Source organism: Streptomyces sp. NPDC050422 (assembly GCF_044458665.1).
GTDB lineage: Bacteria > Actinomycetota > Actinomycetes > Streptomycetales > Streptomycetaceae > Streptomyces.
In genome coordinates this window covers 311925-330629 of sequence record NZ_JBITIE010000006.1, presented here as the reverse complement: position 1 = coordinate 330629, position 18705 = coordinate 311925, and the positions used below count along the sequence as shown (strand labels likewise).

21 protein-coding genes are annotated in these 18705 nt (G+C 71.8%); 12 read left to right on the top strand and 9 right to left on the bottom strand.

Annotation, left to right across the window (positions count from 1 at the left end; translation table 11 throughout):
* The first annotated feature begins 54 nt into the window (after positions 1 to 54).
* The 3 genes from ACIBJG_RS11400 to ACIBJG_RS11390 all read left to right on the top strand — a co-directional run bounded on the left by ACIBJG_RS11400 (position 55) and on the right by ACIBJG_RS11390 (position 2680).
* Positions 55 to 1299, top strand: a complete 1245-nt coding sequence (locus ACIBJG_RS11400) for an FAD-dependent monooxygenase (RefSeq protein WP_399307044.1) — start codon at positions 55 to 57, stop codon at positions 1297 to 1299.
* 19 nt (positions 1300 to 1318) lie between these two features.
* Positions 1319 to 2218, top strand: a complete 900-nt coding sequence (locus tag ACIBJG_RS11395) for a Gfo/Idh/MocA family protein (RefSeq protein WP_399307040.1) — start codon at positions 1319 to 1321, stop codon at positions 2216 to 2218.
* Positions 2219 to 2323: 105 nt separating this feature from the next.
* Entirely contained in the window at positions 2324 to 2680 is a 357-nt protein-coding gene (locus tag ACIBJG_RS11390) for a hypothetical protein (RefSeq protein WP_399307037.1), read from the top strand.
* 73 nt (positions 2681 to 2753) lie between these two features.
* Here the strand turns inward: ACIBJG_RS11390 and lnt are convergent, their stop codons facing one another.
* From lnt to ACIBJG_RS11375, 3 genes are all read right to left on the bottom strand, one after another.
* Positions 2754 to 4406 (bottom strand): apolipoprotein N-acyltransferase, encoded by a 1653-nt coding sequence (gene lnt, locus ACIBJG_RS11385; RefSeq protein WP_399307034.1) that lies wholly within the window; start codon positions 4404 to 4406, stop codon positions 2754 to 2756.
* A gap of 98 nt (positions 4407 to 4504) precedes the next feature.
* On the bottom strand, positions 4505 to 5014 hold the full coding sequence (locus ACIBJG_RS11380; RefSeq protein WP_399307031.1) for a nuclear transport factor 2 family protein: 510 nt from the start codon (positions 5012 to 5014) through the stop codon (positions 4505 to 4507).
* 114 nt (positions 5015 to 5128) lie between these two features.
* Entirely contained in the window at positions 5129 to 5995 is an 867-nt protein-coding gene (locus tag ACIBJG_RS11375) for a universal stress protein (protein ID WP_399307028.1), read from the bottom strand.
* Between the two features lie 223 nt (positions 5996 to 6218).
* Between ACIBJG_RS11375 and ACIBJG_RS11370 the strand changes: the two genes are divergently transcribed.
* The 5 genes from ACIBJG_RS11370 to ACIBJG_RS11350 all read left to right on the top strand — a co-directional run bounded on the left by ACIBJG_RS11370 (position 6219) and on the right by ACIBJG_RS11350 (position 9434).
* Entirely contained in the window at positions 6219 to 6605 is a 387-nt protein-coding gene (locus tag ACIBJG_RS11370; protein ID WP_399307026.1) for a hypothetical protein, read from the top strand.
* A gap of 34 nt (positions 6606 to 6639) precedes the next feature.
* Positions 6640 to 7260, top strand: a complete 621-nt coding sequence (locus tag ACIBJG_RS11365; protein WP_399307023.1) for a flavin reductase family protein — start codon at positions 6640 to 6642, stop codon at positions 7258 to 7260.
* Positions 7261 to 7472: 212 nt separating this feature from the next.
* Positions 7473 to 7631 carry a hypothetical protein gene (locus tag ACIBJG_RS11360; RefSeq protein ID WP_399307020.1) on the top strand — a complete coding sequence of 53 codons (159 nt, stop codon included), beginning with the start codon at positions 7473 to 7475 and terminating at the stop codon, positions 7629 to 7631.
* 109 nt (positions 7632 to 7740) lie between these two features.
* Positions 7741 to 8382, top strand: a complete 642-nt coding sequence (locus ACIBJG_RS11355) for a TetR/AcrR family transcriptional regulator (protein WP_399307018.1) — start codon at positions 7741 to 7743, stop codon at positions 8380 to 8382.
* Between the two features lie 107 nt (positions 8383 to 8489).
* A complete protein-coding gene (locus tag ACIBJG_RS11350; protein WP_399307015.1) occupies positions 8490 to 9434 on the top strand; it encodes an alpha/beta hydrolase in 945 nt (314 codons plus the stop codon).
* 33 nt (positions 9435 to 9467) lie between these two features.
* Here the strand turns inward: ACIBJG_RS11350 and ACIBJG_RS11345 are convergent, their stop codons facing one another.
* From ACIBJG_RS11345 to ACIBJG_RS11330, 4 genes are all read right to left on the bottom strand, one after another.
* Positions 9468 to 9692, bottom strand: a complete 225-nt coding sequence (locus ACIBJG_RS11345; RefSeq protein WP_399307012.1) for a hypothetical protein — start codon at positions 9690 to 9692, stop codon at positions 9468 to 9470.
* Positions 9693 to 9959: 267 nt separating this feature from the next.
* Positions 9960 to 10472, bottom strand: coding sequence for a hypothetical protein (locus ACIBJG_RS11340; RefSeq protein WP_399307009.1), 513 nt, complete (start codon positions 10470 to 10472; stop codon positions 9960 to 9962).
* 155 nt (positions 10473 to 10627) lie between these two features.
* The gene (locus tag ACIBJG_RS11335; protein ID WP_326734868.1) at positions 10628 to 11500 is read right to left on the bottom strand and encodes an undecaprenyl-diphosphate phosphatase; all 873 of its coding nucleotides are present in this window, start codon (positions 11498 to 11500) and stop codon (positions 10628 to 10630) included.
* A gap of 190 nt (positions 11501 to 11690) precedes the next feature.
* Complete coding sequence (locus tag ACIBJG_RS11330; protein ID WP_399307006.1) at positions 11691 to 12404, bottom strand: TVP38/TMEM64 family protein; 714 nt, start codon at positions 12402 to 12404, stop codon at positions 11691 to 11693.
* Positions 12405 to 12453: 49 nt separating this feature from the next.
* Here ACIBJG_RS11330 and ACIBJG_RS11325 point away from each other — a divergent pair, with 49 nt between their 5' ends.
* From ACIBJG_RS11325 to ACIBJG_RS11315, 3 genes are all read left to right on the top strand, one after another.
* Positions 12454 to 13191, top strand: coding sequence for a DNA alkylation repair protein (locus tag ACIBJG_RS11325; RefSeq protein ID WP_399307004.1), 738 nt, complete (start codon positions 12454 to 12456; stop codon positions 13189 to 13191).
* Positions 13192 to 13494: 303 nt separating this feature from the next.
* The gene (gene tuf / locus ACIBJG_RS11320; protein ID WP_399307001.1) at positions 13495 to 14664 is read left to right on the top strand and encodes an elongation factor Tu; all 1170 of its coding nucleotides are present in this window, start codon (positions 13495 to 13497) and stop codon (positions 14662 to 14664) included.
* A gap of 100 nt (positions 14665 to 14764) precedes the next feature.
* The gene (locus ACIBJG_RS11315) at positions 14765 to 15610 is read left to right on the top strand and encodes a spermidine synthase (RefSeq protein WP_399306999.1); all 846 of its coding nucleotides are present in this window, start codon (positions 14765 to 14767) and stop codon (positions 15608 to 15610) included.
* Here ACIBJG_RS11315 and ACIBJG_RS11310 read toward each other — a convergent pair.
* The gene (locus ACIBJG_RS11310) at positions 15572 to 16879 is read right to left on the bottom strand and encodes an MFS transporter (RefSeq protein WP_399306995.1); all 1308 of its coding nucleotides are present in this window, start codon (positions 16877 to 16879) and stop codon (positions 15572 to 15574) included. The genes ACIBJG_RS11315 and ACIBJG_RS11310 overlap by 39 nt on opposite strands.
* A gap of 53 nt (positions 16880 to 16932) precedes the next feature.
* A complete protein-coding gene (locus ACIBJG_RS11305; protein ID WP_399306992.1) occupies positions 16933 to 18084 on the bottom strand; it encodes a hypothetical protein in 1152 nt (383 codons plus the stop codon).
* 155 nt (positions 18085 to 18239) lie between these two features.
* Between ACIBJG_RS11305 and ACIBJG_RS11300 the strand changes: the two genes are divergently transcribed.
* Positions 18240 to 18677, top strand: coding sequence for a DUF4442 domain-containing protein (locus tag ACIBJG_RS11300; RefSeq protein ID WP_399307221.1), 438 nt, complete (start codon positions 18240 to 18242; stop codon positions 18675 to 18677).
* Positions 18678 to 18705: the final 28 nt, after the last annotated feature.

The following is an 18705-nucleotide window of genomic DNA, read 5'->3' as shown; positions in this document are numbered from 1 at the left end:
TAGTAACGTAGTCGTGTCACTACAGGTGTAGTTCCTGACAGGTGAGGAGGAGCCATGGACGCTCCCCGCGCGGTCGTCATCGGCGGCGGAATCGGTGGCCTCACGGCAGCGGTGGCGCTGCACCGTTCCGGCTGGCAGGTCACGGTGCTGGAGCGGGCCGGCTCGCCGGCGCCCGTCGGGGCCGGCATCGGTCTCGCCCCCAACGCCCAGCGCGCGCTCGACGTCATCGGGCTCGGCGACGAGATCAGGTCCCTGGCGGCCTGGCAGGGCGAAGGAGGGATGCGGAGCCCCGACGGCCGCTGGCTCTCCCGGACGGACAGCACCGCAGCCGCCGAGCGGTTCGGCGGACCGCTCGTCCTGGTGCACCGGGCCACCCTGATCGACCGCCTCGCGGCCGGGCTGCCGAAGTCCGCCATCCGCACCGACTGCCCCGCGTACCTCGTGGACCCGGGCGTCGCCGGGGGCAGACGCGCCATGATCCGGACTTCGGACGGGACGATCGAGGCGGATCTCGTCGTCGGCGCCGACGGCATCCACTCCGCCGTACGCGGCGCCCTCTTCCCCGACCACCCAGGCCCGTCCTACGCCGGAATCACCACCTGGCGCGTCGTCGTCCCCGCACCCCCCGAACCCTTCGCCCCGCACGAGACATGGGGCCGCGGAGCCCTCTGGGGCACCCAGCCCCTCAAGGACGGCCGCATCTACGCGTACGCGGCGGCCACCGCCCCGGCAGGGGAGCGCGCCGAGGACGAACGGGCGGAACTGCTGCGCCGCTTCGGCGACTGGCACGCCCCCGTCCCGGAGATCATCGCCGCCGCCCGGCCCGAGGACGTTCTGCGCAACGACGTGTACCAGATGACCCCACCGCTGCCCGCCTTCCACCGCGGCCGCACCGTCCTCGTGGGGGACTCCGCCCACGCGATGGCGCCCACCCTGGGCCAGGGCGGCAACCAGGCCATCGAGGACGGCATCGTGCTCGCCCACCACGTGGCACCCGGCGGAGACCTGGGCGCCGGCCTGGCCGGCTACACCGCCGACCGGCTGCCGCGCACCACCGCCATCGTCCGCAAGTCCGCACAGACCACCCGGCTGATGCGACTGACCTCCGCCCCGGCCGTCGCCGTACGGAACTTCATGATGGCCACCCTCTCCCGGCTCGGGCCGGGGCTCGTCCTGCGCACCTTCGACGGCATCGCCGACTGGCGTCCTCCGCAGCACACGTATGCTGCCCGGACGAAGGACGCGCCGGTCCGGCGGCGGTCGGCCTCCACGGAGGAGGACCGCGACGCGCGGCGCTGAACAGCGAGAAGGAGACCCTGTGAAGGTCGGCTGCATCGGGCTCGGCGACATCGCGCAGAAGGCGTACCTGCCGGTACTCACCACCCTGCCGGAGGTCGAACTGCATCTGCAGACCCGCACCCCCGCCACCCTGGCCTCCGTCGCCGCCGCCCACCGCATCCCGGCCGGTCAGTGCCACACCGACCTCGACTCGCTGCTCGCCCAAGGCCTCGACGCGGCGTTCGTGCACGCCCCGACCGCCGTGCACCCGGAGATCACCGGCCGGCTGCTCGAAGCGGGCGTCCCCACCTACGTCGACAAGCCGCTGGCCTACGAACTCGCCGAGTCCGAACGCCTGGTGGAGCTCGCCGAGGCGCGCGGTGTCACCCTGACGGTCGGCTTCAACCGGCGGCTGGCCCCCGGCTACGCGCAGTGCGTCGAGCACCCGCGCGAGCTGATCCTCATGCAGAAGAACCGGGTCGGGCTGCCGGAGGAGCCGCGGACCATGGTCCTCGACGACTTCATCCACGTGGTCGACACACTGCGCTTCCTGGCCCCCGGGCCCGTCGAGCACACCGTCGTCCGGGCCAGGATCCGTGACGGCCTGATGCATCACGTCGTGCTCCAGCTGGCCGGGGACGGCTTCACCGCCATCGGGGCGATGAACCGGCTCAGCGGTTCGACCGAGGAACGGCTGGAGGTCTCGGGCCAGGACTCCAAGCGCGAAGTGGTCAACCTCGCCGAGATCATCGACCACAAGGGCCAGCCGAGCCTGCGGCGCCGCGGCGACTGGGTGCCGGTGGCCCGCCAGCGCGGCATCGAGCAGAGCGTGTGGTCGTTCCTGGACGCCGTCCGGGCCGGAAAGCTGCTGAGCGCCCGGGACGCCCTGGAGACGCACGAGCTGTGCGAGCGCGTCCTGCGGGACCTCGACTGCGCGTAGCGCCTCCGGTCCGCCCGCCGCCGCACCGCAGACGGCTCGGGATGCGTGCGGAACGGCCCCGATGCAGGCTGGGGGGATGGACCGCCGGCCCGTGGAGGTGACCTCGTGAAGCCCCACCGCGAGCCACAGGGCTGGGGTGCGCTCCAGCCGCCTCCGGGGTACTACTCGGCGGACGGGCGGCCGCCCGACGCCGTCCAGCGGGCCCTGATCCTCGACTGGGCGGTCGGTCAGCGGATCGCGGGCGGCTGGCGGGTGGAGTCCCGCTCCGAGACCCAGGTCGTCATGGTCCGGGGCCGGCCGCTGAACCATGTGCTGCACGCCGTTCTGACCGCCTTCACCTGCTTCCTCTGGGGCGTGGTGTGGCTGGTCCTCGGCGTGACGAACAAGGTCGAGCGGGTCGCGCTCACCGTCGACGCCATCGGCGACATCGTCACGGTGCACGCACCGGCCCGCACCGCCTGAGCACCGGACTCACTGCGGCCCGTACCACCTGAGCACCGGACTCACTGCGGCCCGTACCGCCTGAGCACCGGACTCACTGCGGCGCGGACTCTGCCGGCGCCTCGTCGGGCGTACGGGCGGCGCCCACCGGTCCCGCATCACCTGCCGGGGCCACCGCGGCGACCACACCCACCGGCTCCGCCGCGTCACGCCTGCGCAGGGCACGTACGCCTTCGAAGGCACAGAAGGCCGCCAGCACCCCCAGCGCGCCGTACAGGGGCCAGTCGCCCAGCCGGACGTACAGCGTCGTGCCCCGGGCCAGCGGCACGCCGTACACCGCGGCCCCGCTCGTGTCCGTACCGAGAGGGGACCCGACGCGCTGCCCCTGCGGGCCGTACACCGCGCTGACGCCCGTGAGCGTGGCGTGCACCATCGGGCGGCCGTTCTCCGCGGCCCGCAACGCACCCAGTGAGGCGTGCTGGCCGGGCGCCCAGCCGTGCTGGAAGGACGACGTGGACGACTGGGCGATCAGGAGCTGTGCGCCGTCCCGGGTCAGCCGCCGGCTCATGTCGGGGAACGCGGACTCGAAGCAGACCAGCGGGCCGAAGCGCAGGCCGTGCGCGCCGGGCAGCGTCATCGTCACCGGGCCCGTGCCGCGCAGCCGGTCCTCGCCCGCCGCCTTGCCCATCGACGTGGCCCAGCCGAGCGCGGAGCGGGCCGGGACGTACTCCCCGAAGGGCACCAGGCGCATCTTGTCGTAACGGTCCCCGGTCAGCCCCTGCGGACCCACCAGCACGGCGCTCTTGAAGATTCCGGTACGGCCCGCCGCGTCGGTCTGCCGGGCATCCACGTTCACCAGCACGTCCGCGCCCACCAGGCGCGACAGCGCGGCGATCCGCGCGGTGACATCGGGCCTCCGGACCGGATCGACGGCGACACTGCTCTCACCCCACACGACCAGGTCGAGGTCCCGGCCCGCCAGTGAGCGCGTCAGCTCCTCGCTGCGCGCGAAGCGGCGCTGCACGCTGCCGGGCCCCTCGACGACACCGGGCTGCACGACGGCGATCCGCGCCGTCCCGGACCGCTCGGGCCGCGGCGCCCACACCCACACCGATCCCACGGCCACGGCGGCCACCACGAGCGTGACAGCGGACACCCTGCGGGCGGTGGGAGCCGTGAGCAGCAGGGCGAGCGCCGTGTTCACCGCGACCACCAGCAGGCTCACCAGCCACACCCCGCCCACCGATGCCAGCCGCAGCGCCGGCGGTACCTGCCACTGGCTCGCGCCGAGAAGCCCCCAGGGGCCGCCGAGCCCCTCCCACGACCGGACCGTCTCGATCATCAGCCAGCCACAGGGGACGACGATCACGGCCGCCACGACTCCACCGCCGGAGACCGGCCCGCGCAGGAGCCGGGCGACCAGCAGCCCCCACGGGGCCCACAGCAGACCGAGCAGGGCCGCCAGCACCACGATGAACACATGCAGGCTCGGCATCAGCCAGTGGTGGACGGCCAGCATGTAGCCCGTCCCGCCGAGCCAGCCGTCGAGCGCCGCCCTGCGCCCCGTACCGGCGGACCGGATCAGCAGCAGCAACGGGACCAGGGCGACGTACGCGAACCACCACAGCCCCGGTGCGGGGAAGGCGAGCGCGGGCAGCGCGCCCGCGAGGAGCGCCGCACCTGCGCGCCCGGGGGCCGAGCCGAGTATCCGTTCGCCCCGCACGCGCTCCACGACCCCGCTCGGCATGCCGCGCCTCCTCGGCCTACCGGGTGGCAGGCATCATCCGGAATCCCGTCCCCGTGTTGTTCCCCCAGTGTGGGGCAGCGGAAGCGGACCGGGGCGGATCACCGGGCGGTGGGGGAGTCCGACACGTCCCGCCACTTCTCATGGACCGTCACACCCTGGATCCGCCAGCCGTCGTCGGTACGCAGCAGCTCGAAGGCGTAACGCCCGCCGGAGACGAAGTTCGGTGCGGTCGGACGGCTCCCGGAGCCGGAGTCCCCGCTCCGGCCCCCGTCCGCCTCGCTCACGAGCCGCATCGGGTTCATGTAGTCGGCCTGCACCTGGGCGCGGTCGCCCGGATAACCGCCGAGGTCCTGAAGGTCCAGGCGCCGGTTGACGATGAGATGCTGCCGTACGGGAAACAACAGCATGGTCTGCGAGAGCCACTGGGCGACCTCGACGGCGGAGCCGTCGATGCCGCCCGCGGTGCGGTAGTCGGCGCGGCCGTCCGCGGTGAACAGTGCCCGGTAGTCCGGCCACGCACCGTCGTCCACCGCCACCGCGTAACCGGTGATCACTGCATCGATGGCGAGCCGGTCCATCACGGTCGAGAGATCCACACGCTGCGTCATCGGGTCAGTGTGGGCCCACGGACGTCAGGGACCAAGTGCCGTGCATCCGCAGCGGGCCGTGAAGGTAAGGAACCGGCCGTCGAAGGGCCCGTCGGTCGTGGCCCGCGAGGCAGCTCAGCAGGGCACCACGGCCACCGGCCCGAGCGCGTGCGTGAGCGTCGTCTGCGCCACCGGGGAGAGACCGAGGCCGAGGGACTCACCACCCTTGCGCCGGCCGATCACGGTGAGGGCCGCGGTCGCGGACGCGGTGACCAGGGTGCGCGACGCGGAGCCGTTGACGGGCTCCTTCACGACGTCGACCTGCGGATACTTCTCGCGCCATCCCGCTGTCAGCTCGGCGAGTGACCGCTCGGCGGCGTCGGCCGCCGCATCCCGGTCGAAGACAGGGCCGCCGGACAGAACCGACGAGAACATCGTCCAGCCGTGCACGATCCGCAGCCGCGCACCGGGCCGGGCCGCCGCCGTGTCGAAGGCGAACTCCAGCACCGCCTCGCTGCTCTCGTCCGCGGCCACCCCGGCGACGATGTCCCGGAAGACCTCCGGAGCATTCTCGTCAGGCTCCTCGTCCGGCGGCCCGCCGTTGATGACGACCACGGGGCACTCGGCCATCGAGGCTGTAGCCAGGCTGTTGGAGCCCAGCATCAGGGAGCGGAACCCGCCCAGCCCGCGCGAACCGACCACCACCAGCGACGCGTCACGGCTGAGCGAGACCAGTGCGGCCGAAGGGAAGTCGAGCGGTGCGAGCGTCGTGGGGCGCAGTCCGGGCGCGATCCGGTTCACGCGGCGCACGGACTCGGCGAGGAGTTCCTCCGCCTCGCGCTGCTGCGCCTCCTGGCCGGTACGCCGGGTCAGGAGGCGGACATGCACGACCGTCAGGGGAAGTCCCCGCCCGGCCGCCTCACGGGCCGCCCAGTCCAGCGCGTCGCGGCTGTGCGTGGACCCGTCGACCGCGGCGATCACGGGAAGCTCGGTGCCGGTCATGAATGCCTCCTGGGTGCGGGGGTGCGTGCTGGGGGCCGGTATTCGTACCTGACGCCAGGGTCCGGGCCGGGTCCGCCGGGCCGGTCTGCCCCGTACGCTACGGCCGGCCGGGGCGCACCGCAGGGGAGGCCCGGCGGGAGCCCGGCGGGCGCGGGCCCGGCGCGGCCTGCGGCGGACGCCTGTTGTCCTCGTCGGCCGGTGCGCCTGCACCTATGCTCGCGGGATGGAGCAGAGCGAAGTCGTGAAACGTGTGATCGGCATCCTCACCGAAGCGGGCGAGATGCGCCGCCTCTTGGAGGAGGACCCGGACCGTGACGACCCCAGCAACGATTCGACCGTGGTGACCGCCCTCCTCAACGAGACGATGCCGCGGATCGCTATCCCCGAGGACGCCACCATCGAGGACGTGGTGGCCCTGGTCGGCCGGGAGGTCGGCGGCGCGGTGGAGCAACTCGTCGGCGCGTTCACCCTGGCGTTCGCGATGCTGGCGCAGGTGCACGACTCGGGGCAGACGGACGTATCGTCCGCCGACGTCCTCCAGGACCTCGCCCTGCGTGCCGAGCAGTTCGGTTCCGAGGGACCAGGAGACCCGGGGGACGCGGAGGCGTAGGAAGGCGGGAGGCCGGGACGCCATACTCGGCGTCATGCGCATCGACTTCGATCCCGGCGCCACCGACACCGGCACGTTCTACCGGCTTCTCACCGCCGTGGTCGTCCCCCGGCCCATCGCCTGGATCTCCACCGTCACCCCGGACGGCGAGACGGCCAACCTGGCCCCCCATTCCTTCTTCACGATCGCCTGCGTCAGCCCGCCCGTCGTGCAGTTCACCTCGGTCGGACGCAAGGACACCCTGCGCAACATCGAGGCGACGGGCACCTTCGTGGTGAACTTCGCCCCGGAGAACCTCTTCGAGCAGATCAACGCGACGGCAACCGACTTCCCGCGCGGCATCAGCGAGTTCGAGGCCGTGGGCGTCGAGCGGGAGCCCAGTCTGCGGGTGAAACCGCCGCGCGTGGCAGGGTCGCCGGTCGCGCTGGAATGTGAACTGCACAGCACGGTCCTGCTCGGCGACTCCACTGTCGTGTTCGGCCGTGTGGTGCATGCCGCGGTCGACGAGGCCGTCATGGCGGACGGGCATCCGGAAGTCACCGCGCTGCGCCCACTGACCCGGCTCGGCAAGGACGAGTGGGGCACCTTCGGAGGCGTACGGGAGATCTCCCGCGTTCCGTACACCCGGTGGCAGGAGGACCGCGACGCCCGCTGACGCGGCTGTGCAGGCGAATGACGGCCGGACAGGGCGATGGTGCCGACGGTCGGGCCCGGGGCAACGGATAGTCTCAGCAGGCCTCGTCGGATACCGGTGCCCTGGTGGGTGTGGGGCCGGGACGGTGCCACACCCCGTCGCCGCCGCGTTCCGAGGACCGGACGGCGTCCCGGGGCCGTCACAAGCAACTGCGAAATAACACAGGAGACCCGATGGCTGATACCCCGACCCGCCAGGTTCAGCGGCGCTCGGACGAGAGCGCGGCGGGCTCGGCGTCCGAGGCCCCGGGCCGTGTCGAGGCCGTGCCGACACCGCGCTACCAGGGGCTGTTCGTCGAACCCGACCTTCCGCCCTTCGTCGAGACCGAGTGACACCACCCGAGTCGAGGCCCGCGCTGCCCCCGTACCCGCTCCGGCGGATACGGGGGCAGCGCGGCATCCGGGCCCCGCGTCCGCGTGGCGCATCGGGGAAGCTGTCGTCATGAACATCTCCGCCGACGAGAACGCGCACGAGACCTCACCGGAACGTCCCGGCTACCGGCGTTCGGCCGGATCGCCGCGCGGTGAGGCCCGCCGCCGGGAACTGCTGGAGCGGGTCACCGAGGACCTCGCGGCCAACGGACTCGTGGACTTCTCGCTGCGCCGTGCCGCGCGGGCCGCAGGCGCCACGCACAAGGTGCTGCTCTACCACTTCGACGGGGCCGACGACCTGCTCGTCCAGGCCGTGGTGCGACTGCGGGAGCGCCGCATCCGCAAGGCGCTCGACCTCGCGGCGGAGGGGCCGGCCCGCCGTTCGCTGGGGGACTGGGTGCGGGCGGTGTGGCCCGTCCTGGTCGGCGAGGAGGCACGGGTCCTGGACCAGGCGATCGGCCTCGCGATGTACGACTCCGAGCGTTACTCGGCCCTGGGCCGCGAGGCTTCCCAGCAGTACCTGCCCACGCTCCTGTCCGTCTGCCCGCCGCACTGGACCGACCGCCGCAAGCTGGAGGTCGCCGAGATGGTGCTGGCCACCCTGCGCGGGTTCCTGGTCGACGCGAGGACCAGTGGCGACACGGAGGGCGTCGCCGCCGGGTTCGACGCCCTGGTCCGTGCGCTGGAACGGGAGGAGGGCGCCGACGCGTAAGGCCTCACTTCTCTGCTCTCCGAGAGCGCGGGCCGAGGGGCGTGGACAGAATGTGAACCACGTGGTTCACTTTTTGTGAAGGATGAATCCGCCACCCGGAGGTCGGCATGGACACGTCCGTGATACGCGAGAAAGTCCGCTTTGCCGTCGGCGGCACGTACTGCGCCGCCTGGCACTACCCAGGGACGAACGGCGGCTGCGTGGTCATGGCCGCCGGTGGCGGTGTGACCAAGGAGCCGGGCACCGACCCGTTCGCCGCCCGTTTCCACGCCGCCGGGTTCACGGTCCTCGCCTTCGACTACCGGTGCCTGGGCGAGAGCGGTGGCGGCCCCCGCCAGACCGTACGCATCGAGGACCAGCTCGACGACTGGCAGGCGGCGATCGGCTTCGCCGCAGCGCTGCCGGAGACCGACCCGGCGCGGATCGCCCTCTGGGGCTTCTCCCTGTCCGGCGGCCACGTCCTGCGCGTCGCGGCCCGCAATCCGCACCTCGCGGCAGCCATCGCCCAGACACCCAACACCGACGGGCCTGCCGCCGCACGCAGCGCCGGCAGCTACCAGAAACCGCTCGCGCTGCTCCGGCTCACCGCCAGGATCCTGCTGGACGCGGCAGGCGCTCTGCTCGGCCGGCGCCCGCTGCTGGTGCCGCTCGCAGCTGAACCCGGGACCGTCGCGATGCTCTCCACACCGGACGGCGTCAAGGGGGACGAGGCGCTCAACCCGGGCAACCGGTATCCGCAGTGGAACCAGGAGATCGCCGCTCGCTCGATTCCGGGGATCGCGCTCTACCGGCCTGGCCGGGTCACCCCGCAGGTGCGTTCCCCGCTGCTGGTGCTCGTGTGCGACGAGGACCGTTCGGTGCTCAGCGAGCCCGCCGTGCGCGCGGCCGGACGGGCACCCCGCGCCGAGGTGGTCCGCCTGTCCGGCGGCCACTACGCCCCGTTCATGGATCAGCGCGAACAGGCCGTCGAGGCCGAACTCGCCTTTCTCCGCCGCCACCTGCTCGCTCCGGCGGCGGACCGCACCGAGGCGCGCGGGGCCGGCCGGTCATGAAGGCACGACCGGCTGCCCGCTCTCCGGCCACGTTCAGGCAGCTACGAATTCGTGGGCCGCGGCGCCCTGCCACTCGACGAGGGACGGAGTGTCGAGGGCTCGAGCCGGGTCCGCCATGCCTGCGTCGGCGAGGAACACGATGACATCGTGATCGCTGTGGGCGAGCCCCAGCTTCTCCTCGCGGCCGGCGATGTGCACGGTGACGAGCCGCGCGCCGGACGGTGTCGGTCGGTGGATCACAATCGGGGGAGTAGCCATACATCCAGCGTGGCCCCAGCTCCGCGTGCCCGCACCCTGGTCCTGCCGGGCAACCGGCGCGGCGCCCGACGCCGTAGCCGCGCCAAGGTCCGCCGCCGGAAGGTCAGGGGCCCGCGCGCCCCGAAGACCTCGTCGCTTCCGGTCCGTCGCGGATGTCCGTAACGAAACCAACGGCCGTTCCGAGGACAACCCTGCGGCCCCGTGCCTGGTCGTACGCGCAGCTCGTCGACGCGCTCATGGGCTGACGCAGACTGCCCGCGACGTGCGCTACCGCAGGAAACGGGGCGAGATGAGGTCCACACTCCACACATCGCCGTGTCCGGGGAATTCTTCCCGCCCGGCACTCGGATCGTGCACGACCTGGACCGTTGTCCCGGTGGAACGTTCCCGGAAGGCGCGATATCCCGCAGTCCCATCCAGTACTTCCAGGTCACCACTGCCAGGGATGCGTGCATGCTCGCGCCGGACATCCGCCCAGTTCGTGAAGGGCTCGAAACGGACGCCCAGTTGCTCGCGAACCTCCTCCCTCAATTCCGGCAGCCGGAGCAGCCTGTGAACCTCCAGAGAAAATGACAGGCACACCCAGTCCGGTTCGCCACCACACGTCACTTCGAAAAGACCGTAGTCCCGGCGGAGGATCCTGGAATCCCGGCGACCGGTGAGATCGTCCACGTACGGAAAGGGAGTGACGGAAGCGAGCCCGTCGAGGCCGTCTCCGGTTCTCGCGCCGAGAAGTGATCCGGTAGAGATCGTCCGGGCGATGAATTCGGCACCTGTCATCCCGGGCTTCTCCCCACCTTGATCAAGAACTGGAGCTCGAGAAGGGCTGTGCGGCCGCTGTGCGTCTCCCGGTCCCCCGACCGGAAGATGAGCGGGAGAGGAACGGGAGACGAACGCGGGGCGCAGCCGCGCAGAGGTGTCGGACGGGAAAGCCCTCAGCCCGCGGACTCACCGGCGTGCGGGCTCAAGGATCCCGCGCCGACCAGGATGAACAGCACGATGCCCAGGATGATCCGGTAGATCACGAACGGCATGAAGCTCTTGGTCGTGATGAACTTCATGAACCATGCGATGACCACGTACCCCACGCCGAACGCGATGAAGGTCGCGAAGATCGTCGGGCCCCACGACACATGCCCCTCGCCCGCGTCCTTCAGCTCGAAGACGCCGGAGGCGAGCACCGCCGGGATGGCGAGCAGGAACGAGTAACGCGCCGCCGCCTCGCGGGTGTAGCCCATCAGCAGACCGCCGCTGATCGTCGCGCCCGACCGGGAGACGCCGGGGATCAGGGCCATCGCCTGGCAGAAGCCGAAGATCAGGCCGTCCTTGACGCCGAGCTCCTTGAGCGACTTGCGCTCCTTGATGGCCCGGTGCTTGCCGCCGGTCTCGTCGCGCGCGGCCAGGCGGTCGGCGATGCCGAGGACGATGCCCATCACGATCAGGGTGGTGGCGATCAGTCGCAGATCACGGAACGGGCCCTCGATCTGGTCCTTGAATGTCACACCGAGCACGCCGATGGGGATCGAGCCGACGATGACCAGCCAGCCCATCTGCGCGTCGTGGTCGCCGCGCATCGAACGGTCCGTCAGCGACTTGAACCACGCCGAGACGATGCGGACGATGTCCTTGCGGAAGTAGATGAGGACTGCGGCCTCCGTGCCGATCTGGGTGATCGCGGTGAACGCCGCGCCAGGATCGTGCCAGCCGGCGAATGCCGCGGTGAGCCGCAGATGCGCGCTGGAGGAGATCGGCAGGAACTCGGTCAGTCCTTGAACGAGGCCGAGGACGAACGATTCGAACCAGCTCATGGGGCTTGGGCCATCCCGGAGTGATCATGCATCGGCCGACGGCGTCGAGCCGTCGGCGGCCTGCGGATTGCGGTCGTGTGACGACAGGGCCGCACCGGGCCCGGAGATCGTCAGTCGGTCGCGGGCAGCGTATCGCTCCCAGGTGAACAGAGTGACGACTACCCCCGCGCAGCCCGCCGCACCGCTCGGCTCACTCCGCGCCCAGCCGGTGGCGCCGCCGCCAGGCGACGACGGCCCCGCCGGCACCCGTGAGCACGATGAAGCCCATCGCGGCCAGGAAGGCGGGTGACGTGGGGGAGGCGGCCTCGCTCCCCGCCACGACGTACGCTGCCGTGTTCGGGATCGACCCGAGTCCGGTCGCGACGAGGAACGGCGGGTACCCCATGCGCGAGACGGCGGCACAGTAGTTGGCGGCGGCGAACGGCACCCCGGGGAAGAGCCGCAGCGCCAGCATCGAGCGGAAACCGTGCCTGCTCAACTGCCCGTCCGCCGCCCGCATCCAGCGCCCGCGCAGTAGCGTACGCAACGCCTCCTGGCCCAGTACCCGGCCGAGCATGAACGAGATGCCCGCGCCCAGTACCGTGCCCGCCAGCGCCGCAGCCAGCCCCGCCTGTGAGCCGAACAGCGCACCGGCGGCGAGATTGAGCAGCGGCCTCGGTACGAAGGCCACCGTGCAGATGCCGTACGCGAGGCCGAAGAGCACGACCGCGGCGGTCCCGCCGCTCAGCTGGGCCGGCCAGCCCGAGGCCAGCAGCCGCTGGGGCTCCAGGAGCAGCATCGTCGTCGCGGCGGCCAGCAGGACCGCCACGAGCAGGGAGAACCGGGACCAGGGCGACAGCAGCACCCGCGTGCAGCGCACGGCGAGGCCGCCGGCGGGCCGGGTGGCGGGGACGGGGTCGAGCATTCGGGGAGAGTATCCGAATCCCGTATGTGATCGTCGTAACGTGACCGTTATGAGTCACGCAGCCGAGCCGGCCGGGGAGAGCGCCGGAGCAGTCCCCGCCCTGCCCCCGAGCGCCCTCGCGGACACGGTGCTGGAGCGGCTGACCCTGTTGTACCCCACGGCTGCCGACCCCGTGCGCGCCCGGTCGGCCGGCGCGTACATGAAGCACGTCGCGCCGTTCCTCGGCATTCCCACGCCCCGCCGCCGGGCCCTGTCCCGCACCGTCCTCGAAGGCACCGCACGCCCCAGGGAGACGGACTGCGCCGCCATCGCGCTGCGCTGCTGGGCGCTGCCCGAGCGCGAGTACCACTACTTCGCCGCCGACTACCTGCGCCGCCACATCGCACGCTGTTCGTCCGGATTCGTTCCGGTCCTTCGCCATCTGGTCACCACCGAGCCGTGGTGGGACACCGTCGACACGCTGGCCGCCCATGTCGCGGGACCACTGGTGGCGGCCGACCCGGAGCTCCGGCGGACCATGGACGAGTGGATCGAGGACGACGACCTCTGGATCGTCCGCACCGCACTGCTGCACCAACTCCGCTTCAAGGAGGCCACCGACGCGGGCCGGCTCTTCGCCTACTGCCTGCGCCGCGCGGACCATCCCGACTTCTTCATCCGCAAGGCGATCGGCTGGAGCCTGCGGGAGTACGCCAAGACGGACCCGCAGGCCGTACGGGACTTCGTCGACGACGCCCGGGACCGGCTGGCGCCGCTGTCCGTGCGCGAGGCCGCCAGACACCTCTGAGACGGCTGCCCCCAACTCCCGTACCGGGCGCCAATAATCACTCGACGGATCTGTGCCCGCCGGAGATGATCGAGCCATGTTCCGGTACGCCTTCCTCGCAGCGCAGTCCGCAGTCGCGGACACGCCGAAGGCTGCCGTGAGCCCCCTCGCAGCAGATGTCGCGGCAGCGGTCACCGCTGCCGCAGCGCCCCTCGGCGGCGCCCGAAGCTGACCCTCCCCCGACTGTCCGGCGGACCCCGCAAGGGGAGGGTCGGCCGGACTTCGGGGTCTTCTCCTCCAGCTTCGCACCACAAGGAATTCACCATGCCCAAGACGGCATACGTGCGCACCAAGCCGCACCTCAACATCGGCACCATGGGCCACGTCGACCACGGCAAGACCACCCTGACCGCCGCCATCACCAAGGTCCTCAGCGACCGCGGAACCGGCACGTTCGTCCCGTTCGACCGGATCGACCGGGCCCCCGAGGAGGCGCAGCGCGGCATCACGATCAACATCGCGCACGTCGAGTACGAGACCGGCACCCGGCACTACGCGCACGTGGACATGCCCGGACACGCCGACTACATCAAGAACATGGTGACCGGCGCCGCCCAGCTCGACGGGGCGATCCTCGTCGTCTCCGCGCTCGACGGCATCATGCCGCAGACCGCGGAGCACGTGCTGCTCGCCCGCCAGGTGGGCGTCGACCACATCGTCGTCGCCCTCAACAAGGCCGACGCGGGGGACCCCGAACTGACCGACCTCGTCGAGCTGGAGGTACGGGAGCTGCTGACCTCCCACGGGTACGGCGGCGACACCGTGCCCGTCGTACGGGTGTCGGGCCTGCGGGCGCTGGAGGGCGACCCGCGCTGGACCGCGTCCGTCGAGGCGTTGCTCGACGCGGTCGACACGTACGTGCCGATGCCGATGCGCTACACCGACGCGCCGTTCCTGCTGCCGGTGGAGAACGTCCTGACCATCACCGGCCGGGGCACGGTCGTCACCGGCGCGGTCGAGCGCGGCACCGTGCGCGTCGGCGACCGGGTGTCGGTGCTCGGTGCGGACGTCGAGACGGTCGTCACCGGTCTGGAGACCTTCGGCAAGCCGATGGAGTCCGCCGAGGCCGGCGACAACGTGGCGCTGCTCCTGCGCGGCGTGGAGCGCGACCGGGTGCGACGCGGGCACGTCGTGGCGGCGCCCGGCAGCGTCACGCCGAGCCGGCGCTTCACCGCCCAGGTGTACGTCCTGTCGGGGCGCGAGGGCGGCCGCACCACTCCGGTCGCCACCGGCTACCGGCCGCAGTTCTACATCCGCACCGCCGACGTCGTCGGCGACGTGGACCTCGGGGCGGCGGCCGTCGCGCGCCCCGGCGAGACGGTCACCATGACCGTCGAGCTGGGCCGCGACGTGCCGCTGGAGTCCGGTCTGGGCTTCGCCATCCGCGAGGGCGGCCGCACCGTCGGCGCGGGCACGGTCACCGGGCTGCTCTGAGTCGTACGACCGTTCCGGGCCCGTCTTCCGCACCCGCGGGAGGCGGGCCCGGCCGCCCGCGCGGTCGGGAACAGCCGGTCCCACGCCGCACAATGGGGTCGTGAACGAGTCGATACCCGTCATGCGCGACGTGGACCACGGCACTGCCAGGCTGCTCCCCGACGTGGACCGGGAACGGGCCTGGCTGCTCACGGTCGACGGCGCACCCCAGTCGTACGTCGACCTGGACGTGCCGGAGCACCTCGAATTCGAGTACGCGCGCCGGCTCGCGCACGTCGTGGACTGCGCGGCCGGGGCGGGCGCGCCACTCGATGTCCTGCACCTCGGCGGCGGCGCCCTCACCCTGCCCCGCTACGTCGCAGCGACCCGGCCCGGCTCCCGGCAGGAGGTCGCCGAGGCGGACCGCGGTCTCCTGGACCTCGTCACGGAACACCTGCCGCTGCCGGACCGCAGCGGGATCACCGTGCACGCCGCGGACGCCCGCGAGCAGTTGGAGGAAACCGCTCCCGGTTCGGTGGACGTGGTGATCGCGGATGTCTTCGGAGGCTCCCGGGTGCCCGCCCACCTCACGTCCGTTCCCTACGCGCAGGCGGCGGCCAGGGCTCTGCGCGCGGACGGTGTCTACGCGGCCAATCTCGCGGACGGGGCGCCCTTCGGCTTCCTGCGCTCGCAACTGGCCACCTTCGCGACCGTCTTCGGGGAGCTGGCCCTGATCGCAGAGCCCGCCGTGCTGCGCGGGAGGCGTTTCGGCAACGTGGTCCTCGTCGCGTCGCGGTCCCCCTTCGACACGGCCGCCCTGATCCGCCGCTGCGCCGCCGACGTGTTTCCGGCCCGGGTCGAGCACGGCGACGCGGTTGCCGCGTTCCTCAAGGGCGCACGGCCGGTGGGCGACGACGAGGCGGTCGCCTCACCCGAGCCGCCCGACGGCGCCTTCAGCATCGGCTGACCCCGGCGGGGCCTTGGCCAGTACCTCGGTGGACGCGGTCCGTCGGGTCAGGTTGCGTACGTCCGGCACGAACAGCACCGCGCCGGTGACGAGCACGACCAGACCGGCACAGCCCCAGAGCGCCTGACTGCGGCCGACCAGCGACTCCACCGGCCCCGCGAGCGCGGTGGCGACCGGCACCATGGCGACGGAGCCGAACCAGTCGTACGCCGCGACCCGGGACAGCTTCTCCTCCGGGATCTCCTGGTGCATGGCCGTCATCCAGGAGACGCCGAACACCTCGATGGCAGCGCCGCTGACGAACATCACCACGCAGAGCCCCGTCACCGGCAGCGGGACAGCGAGCCCCGCCGAGGGCAGCGCCAGCGGGAAGACGCAGAGCGTTCCGGCGAGCAGGAGCCGTCGCGGCTTCCACCGCACCATCAGCAGCCCCCCGGCCACGGTGCCGACACCGAAGGCGGCGAGCGCGAAGCCCCAGGGGCGGGCGCCCCCGAGCTCCTCCTGGGCGACCAGCGGCCCGTACACGGCCTCCGCGGCCCCGACGGCGGCGACGACCACGGAGAACTGCGCCACGACGGCCCAGAGCCAGGGGCGGCCGATGAACTCCTGCCAGCCGTCCCGCAGATCGGCGAGGAGACCGCTGCCGGGTTCCCGCGACGGGATGTGACTCACGTCGAGGAAGGCGCGCAGTGCCCCCGCGACCGCGAAGGCGGCTGCGTCGACGGCCAGCACCCAGCCCGGGTCCATCGCGGCGATCATGGCGCCGCCGAGCGCCGCGCCGCCGATGGCCGCGCCCTGCATGGACATCCTGAAGAGGGCGAAGGCGCGGCTCGCCTGTTCACCGCTGACACTGGACATCAGCATGCCCTCGGCCGCCGGGCTGAAGAAGGCCTGCCCGGTGCCGCACAGCGCGGTCAGCAGCATCATCTGCCAGAGCTGGGGGTCACCGGCCAGGACCAGCCAGGCGAAGGCGCCCTGGGAGAGACAGTTGAGGGCGTTGGCGGCGACCATCACGCGATGGCGCGGCAGCCTGTCGGCTATCGCCCCGCCGATCAGCAGGAAGAGCACCAGAGGCGCCGTCCTGGCGGCGGCCACCAGACCGACGTCGCCGCCGTCGCCCCCCGCCTGGAGAACCGCGAACGCCGCCGCGATCAGGGCGCCATGAGTGCCAAGGCCCGTGATGATCGCGGCGGCGGTCAGCAGCCGGTAGTTGCGGCCCGCCGGGGTGGGGCGGTCCGAGCGGGGTGCGGGGGCGGCTGCGTCAGTCACTCAGGGACTATCGCGGCAGTGGGCCCGTTGTGCCAAATGCACTCCCGCCGAGGTCAGGACTTGGTGATCTTCACCAGCCGCACCGTGCTCAGGATCTTCTGGATCGTCGCGTCCGGCAGCTCGCCCTCGACGCCGGCCGCGGCGTACAGCACCCAGGAGGAGAACGCACCGCTGCTGTTCTTGAAGGTGAAGGCGATGGTCTTGCCGTCGCTGTCACACTTCGTCTTCTTGGTGACGTTCGGGGCGGTGGCGGTGACCACGCTGCCCGTCAGTCCCGACTTGGTGGTGTACTGCTTGGCCTTGCTGATCTTGATGGTCTTCTTCGGCATGTGCTGCGCGTACGCGCCCCACGCCCAGGTGCCCGCCTCGTTCCGGGCGTTCAGAGCGGCGTCCGTGGCGCCCTCCGCACCGCGGGTGCCGGTGCCGGCCAGGCTGTAGTTCTCCTTGGTGCCGTCCTTGTCCTCGTCGTCGACACACCACTTCTTCTTGTAGTCCGCCGGCGCGGAGAAGCCGATGAGCGGCGGCTTGTCCTCCTTCGACTCGTCCTCGAAGTACGAGAAGATGCCGGGGGCCGCGACCTCCCAGTCGCCGGGCACGTCGAACTGGGTGCCCCACTTGGGGTTGGTCACGACCTTCCAGCCCGCGATGAGCGGCTTGGCGTCCCCGTCGCTGCCGCGCGGGTTCGCCTCGGGTGAGGACGCGGCGTCGGAGGGCTTGGCGGGCGCGGACGACTTCTTGTCGTCGGCGACGTTCTTGCCGTCCTTGTCGTCGTCCTTGTTCAGCACGACGACACCGGTGACCGCCGCGGCCACCACGACCGCGGTCGCCGCGACGATGGCGATGACCGTCGTCTTCTTCTTGTCGTTGCCGGGCTGGGGCCCGCCGGGCTGACCGGCCACCGCGTACTGCGGGACGGTCGGCTGCTGGTACGGATTGGGCTGCTGGTATCCCGGCTGACCCTGCTGCGGGTAGCCGTATCCGGGCTGCTGCTCGGGCTGACCCTGCTGCGGGTAGCCGTATCCGGGCTGCTGCTCGGGCTGACCCTGCTGCGGGTAGCCGTATCCGGGCTGCTGCTCGGGACCGGGCTGCTGGTAGCCCGGCTGCTGATAGGGATTGGGCTGCTGGTACCCCGGCTGCTGGTACGGGTTCTGGTTCTGGTCCTGCGGGTTCTGCTCGCCCCCGGGCGGCTGCTGTCCTGGCCACATGGCGAGTAACGATAGAGGGGCGGCGCCCGGGCGGCTACGGCCGCCCCCGTGAGCGGACGGTGAAGGGATGCGGCCGGAGCGCGGGTGTGTGGCCGCCGGACCGTGGCCGGACAGCACTACTCACGAGTAACATCAGGTTCATGAGCGCTGAACAGATGACCGCGGGCGACATGGTCGCCGCGTCGGTTCCGATGGTCCGGACCCTCAACCTCGAATTCCTGGAGTCCACCGCCGAACGCGCGGTGGTCCGCATGCCGGACCAGGCCGACTTCCACAACCACGTCGGCGGACCGCACGCCGGCGCCATGTTCACGCTGGCGGAGTCGGCGAGCGGGGCCATTGTCATGGCCGCGTTCGGCGACCAGCTGACGCGGGCCGTCCCGCTCGCGGTGAACGCCGAGATCGCCTACAGGAAGCTGGCCATGGGTGCGGTCACCGCGACCGCCACACTCGGCCGTCCGGTGGCCGACGTCGTCGCCGAACTCGACGCGGGCGAGCGCCCCGAGTTCCCGGTCGCCATCGAGATCACGCGTGCCGACGGTGCCGTGACCGGTGAGATGACCGTGCTCTGGACGCTGCGCCCGAGCTCCTGATCCAGGACGTCCCCGGACGGGGCCGCCA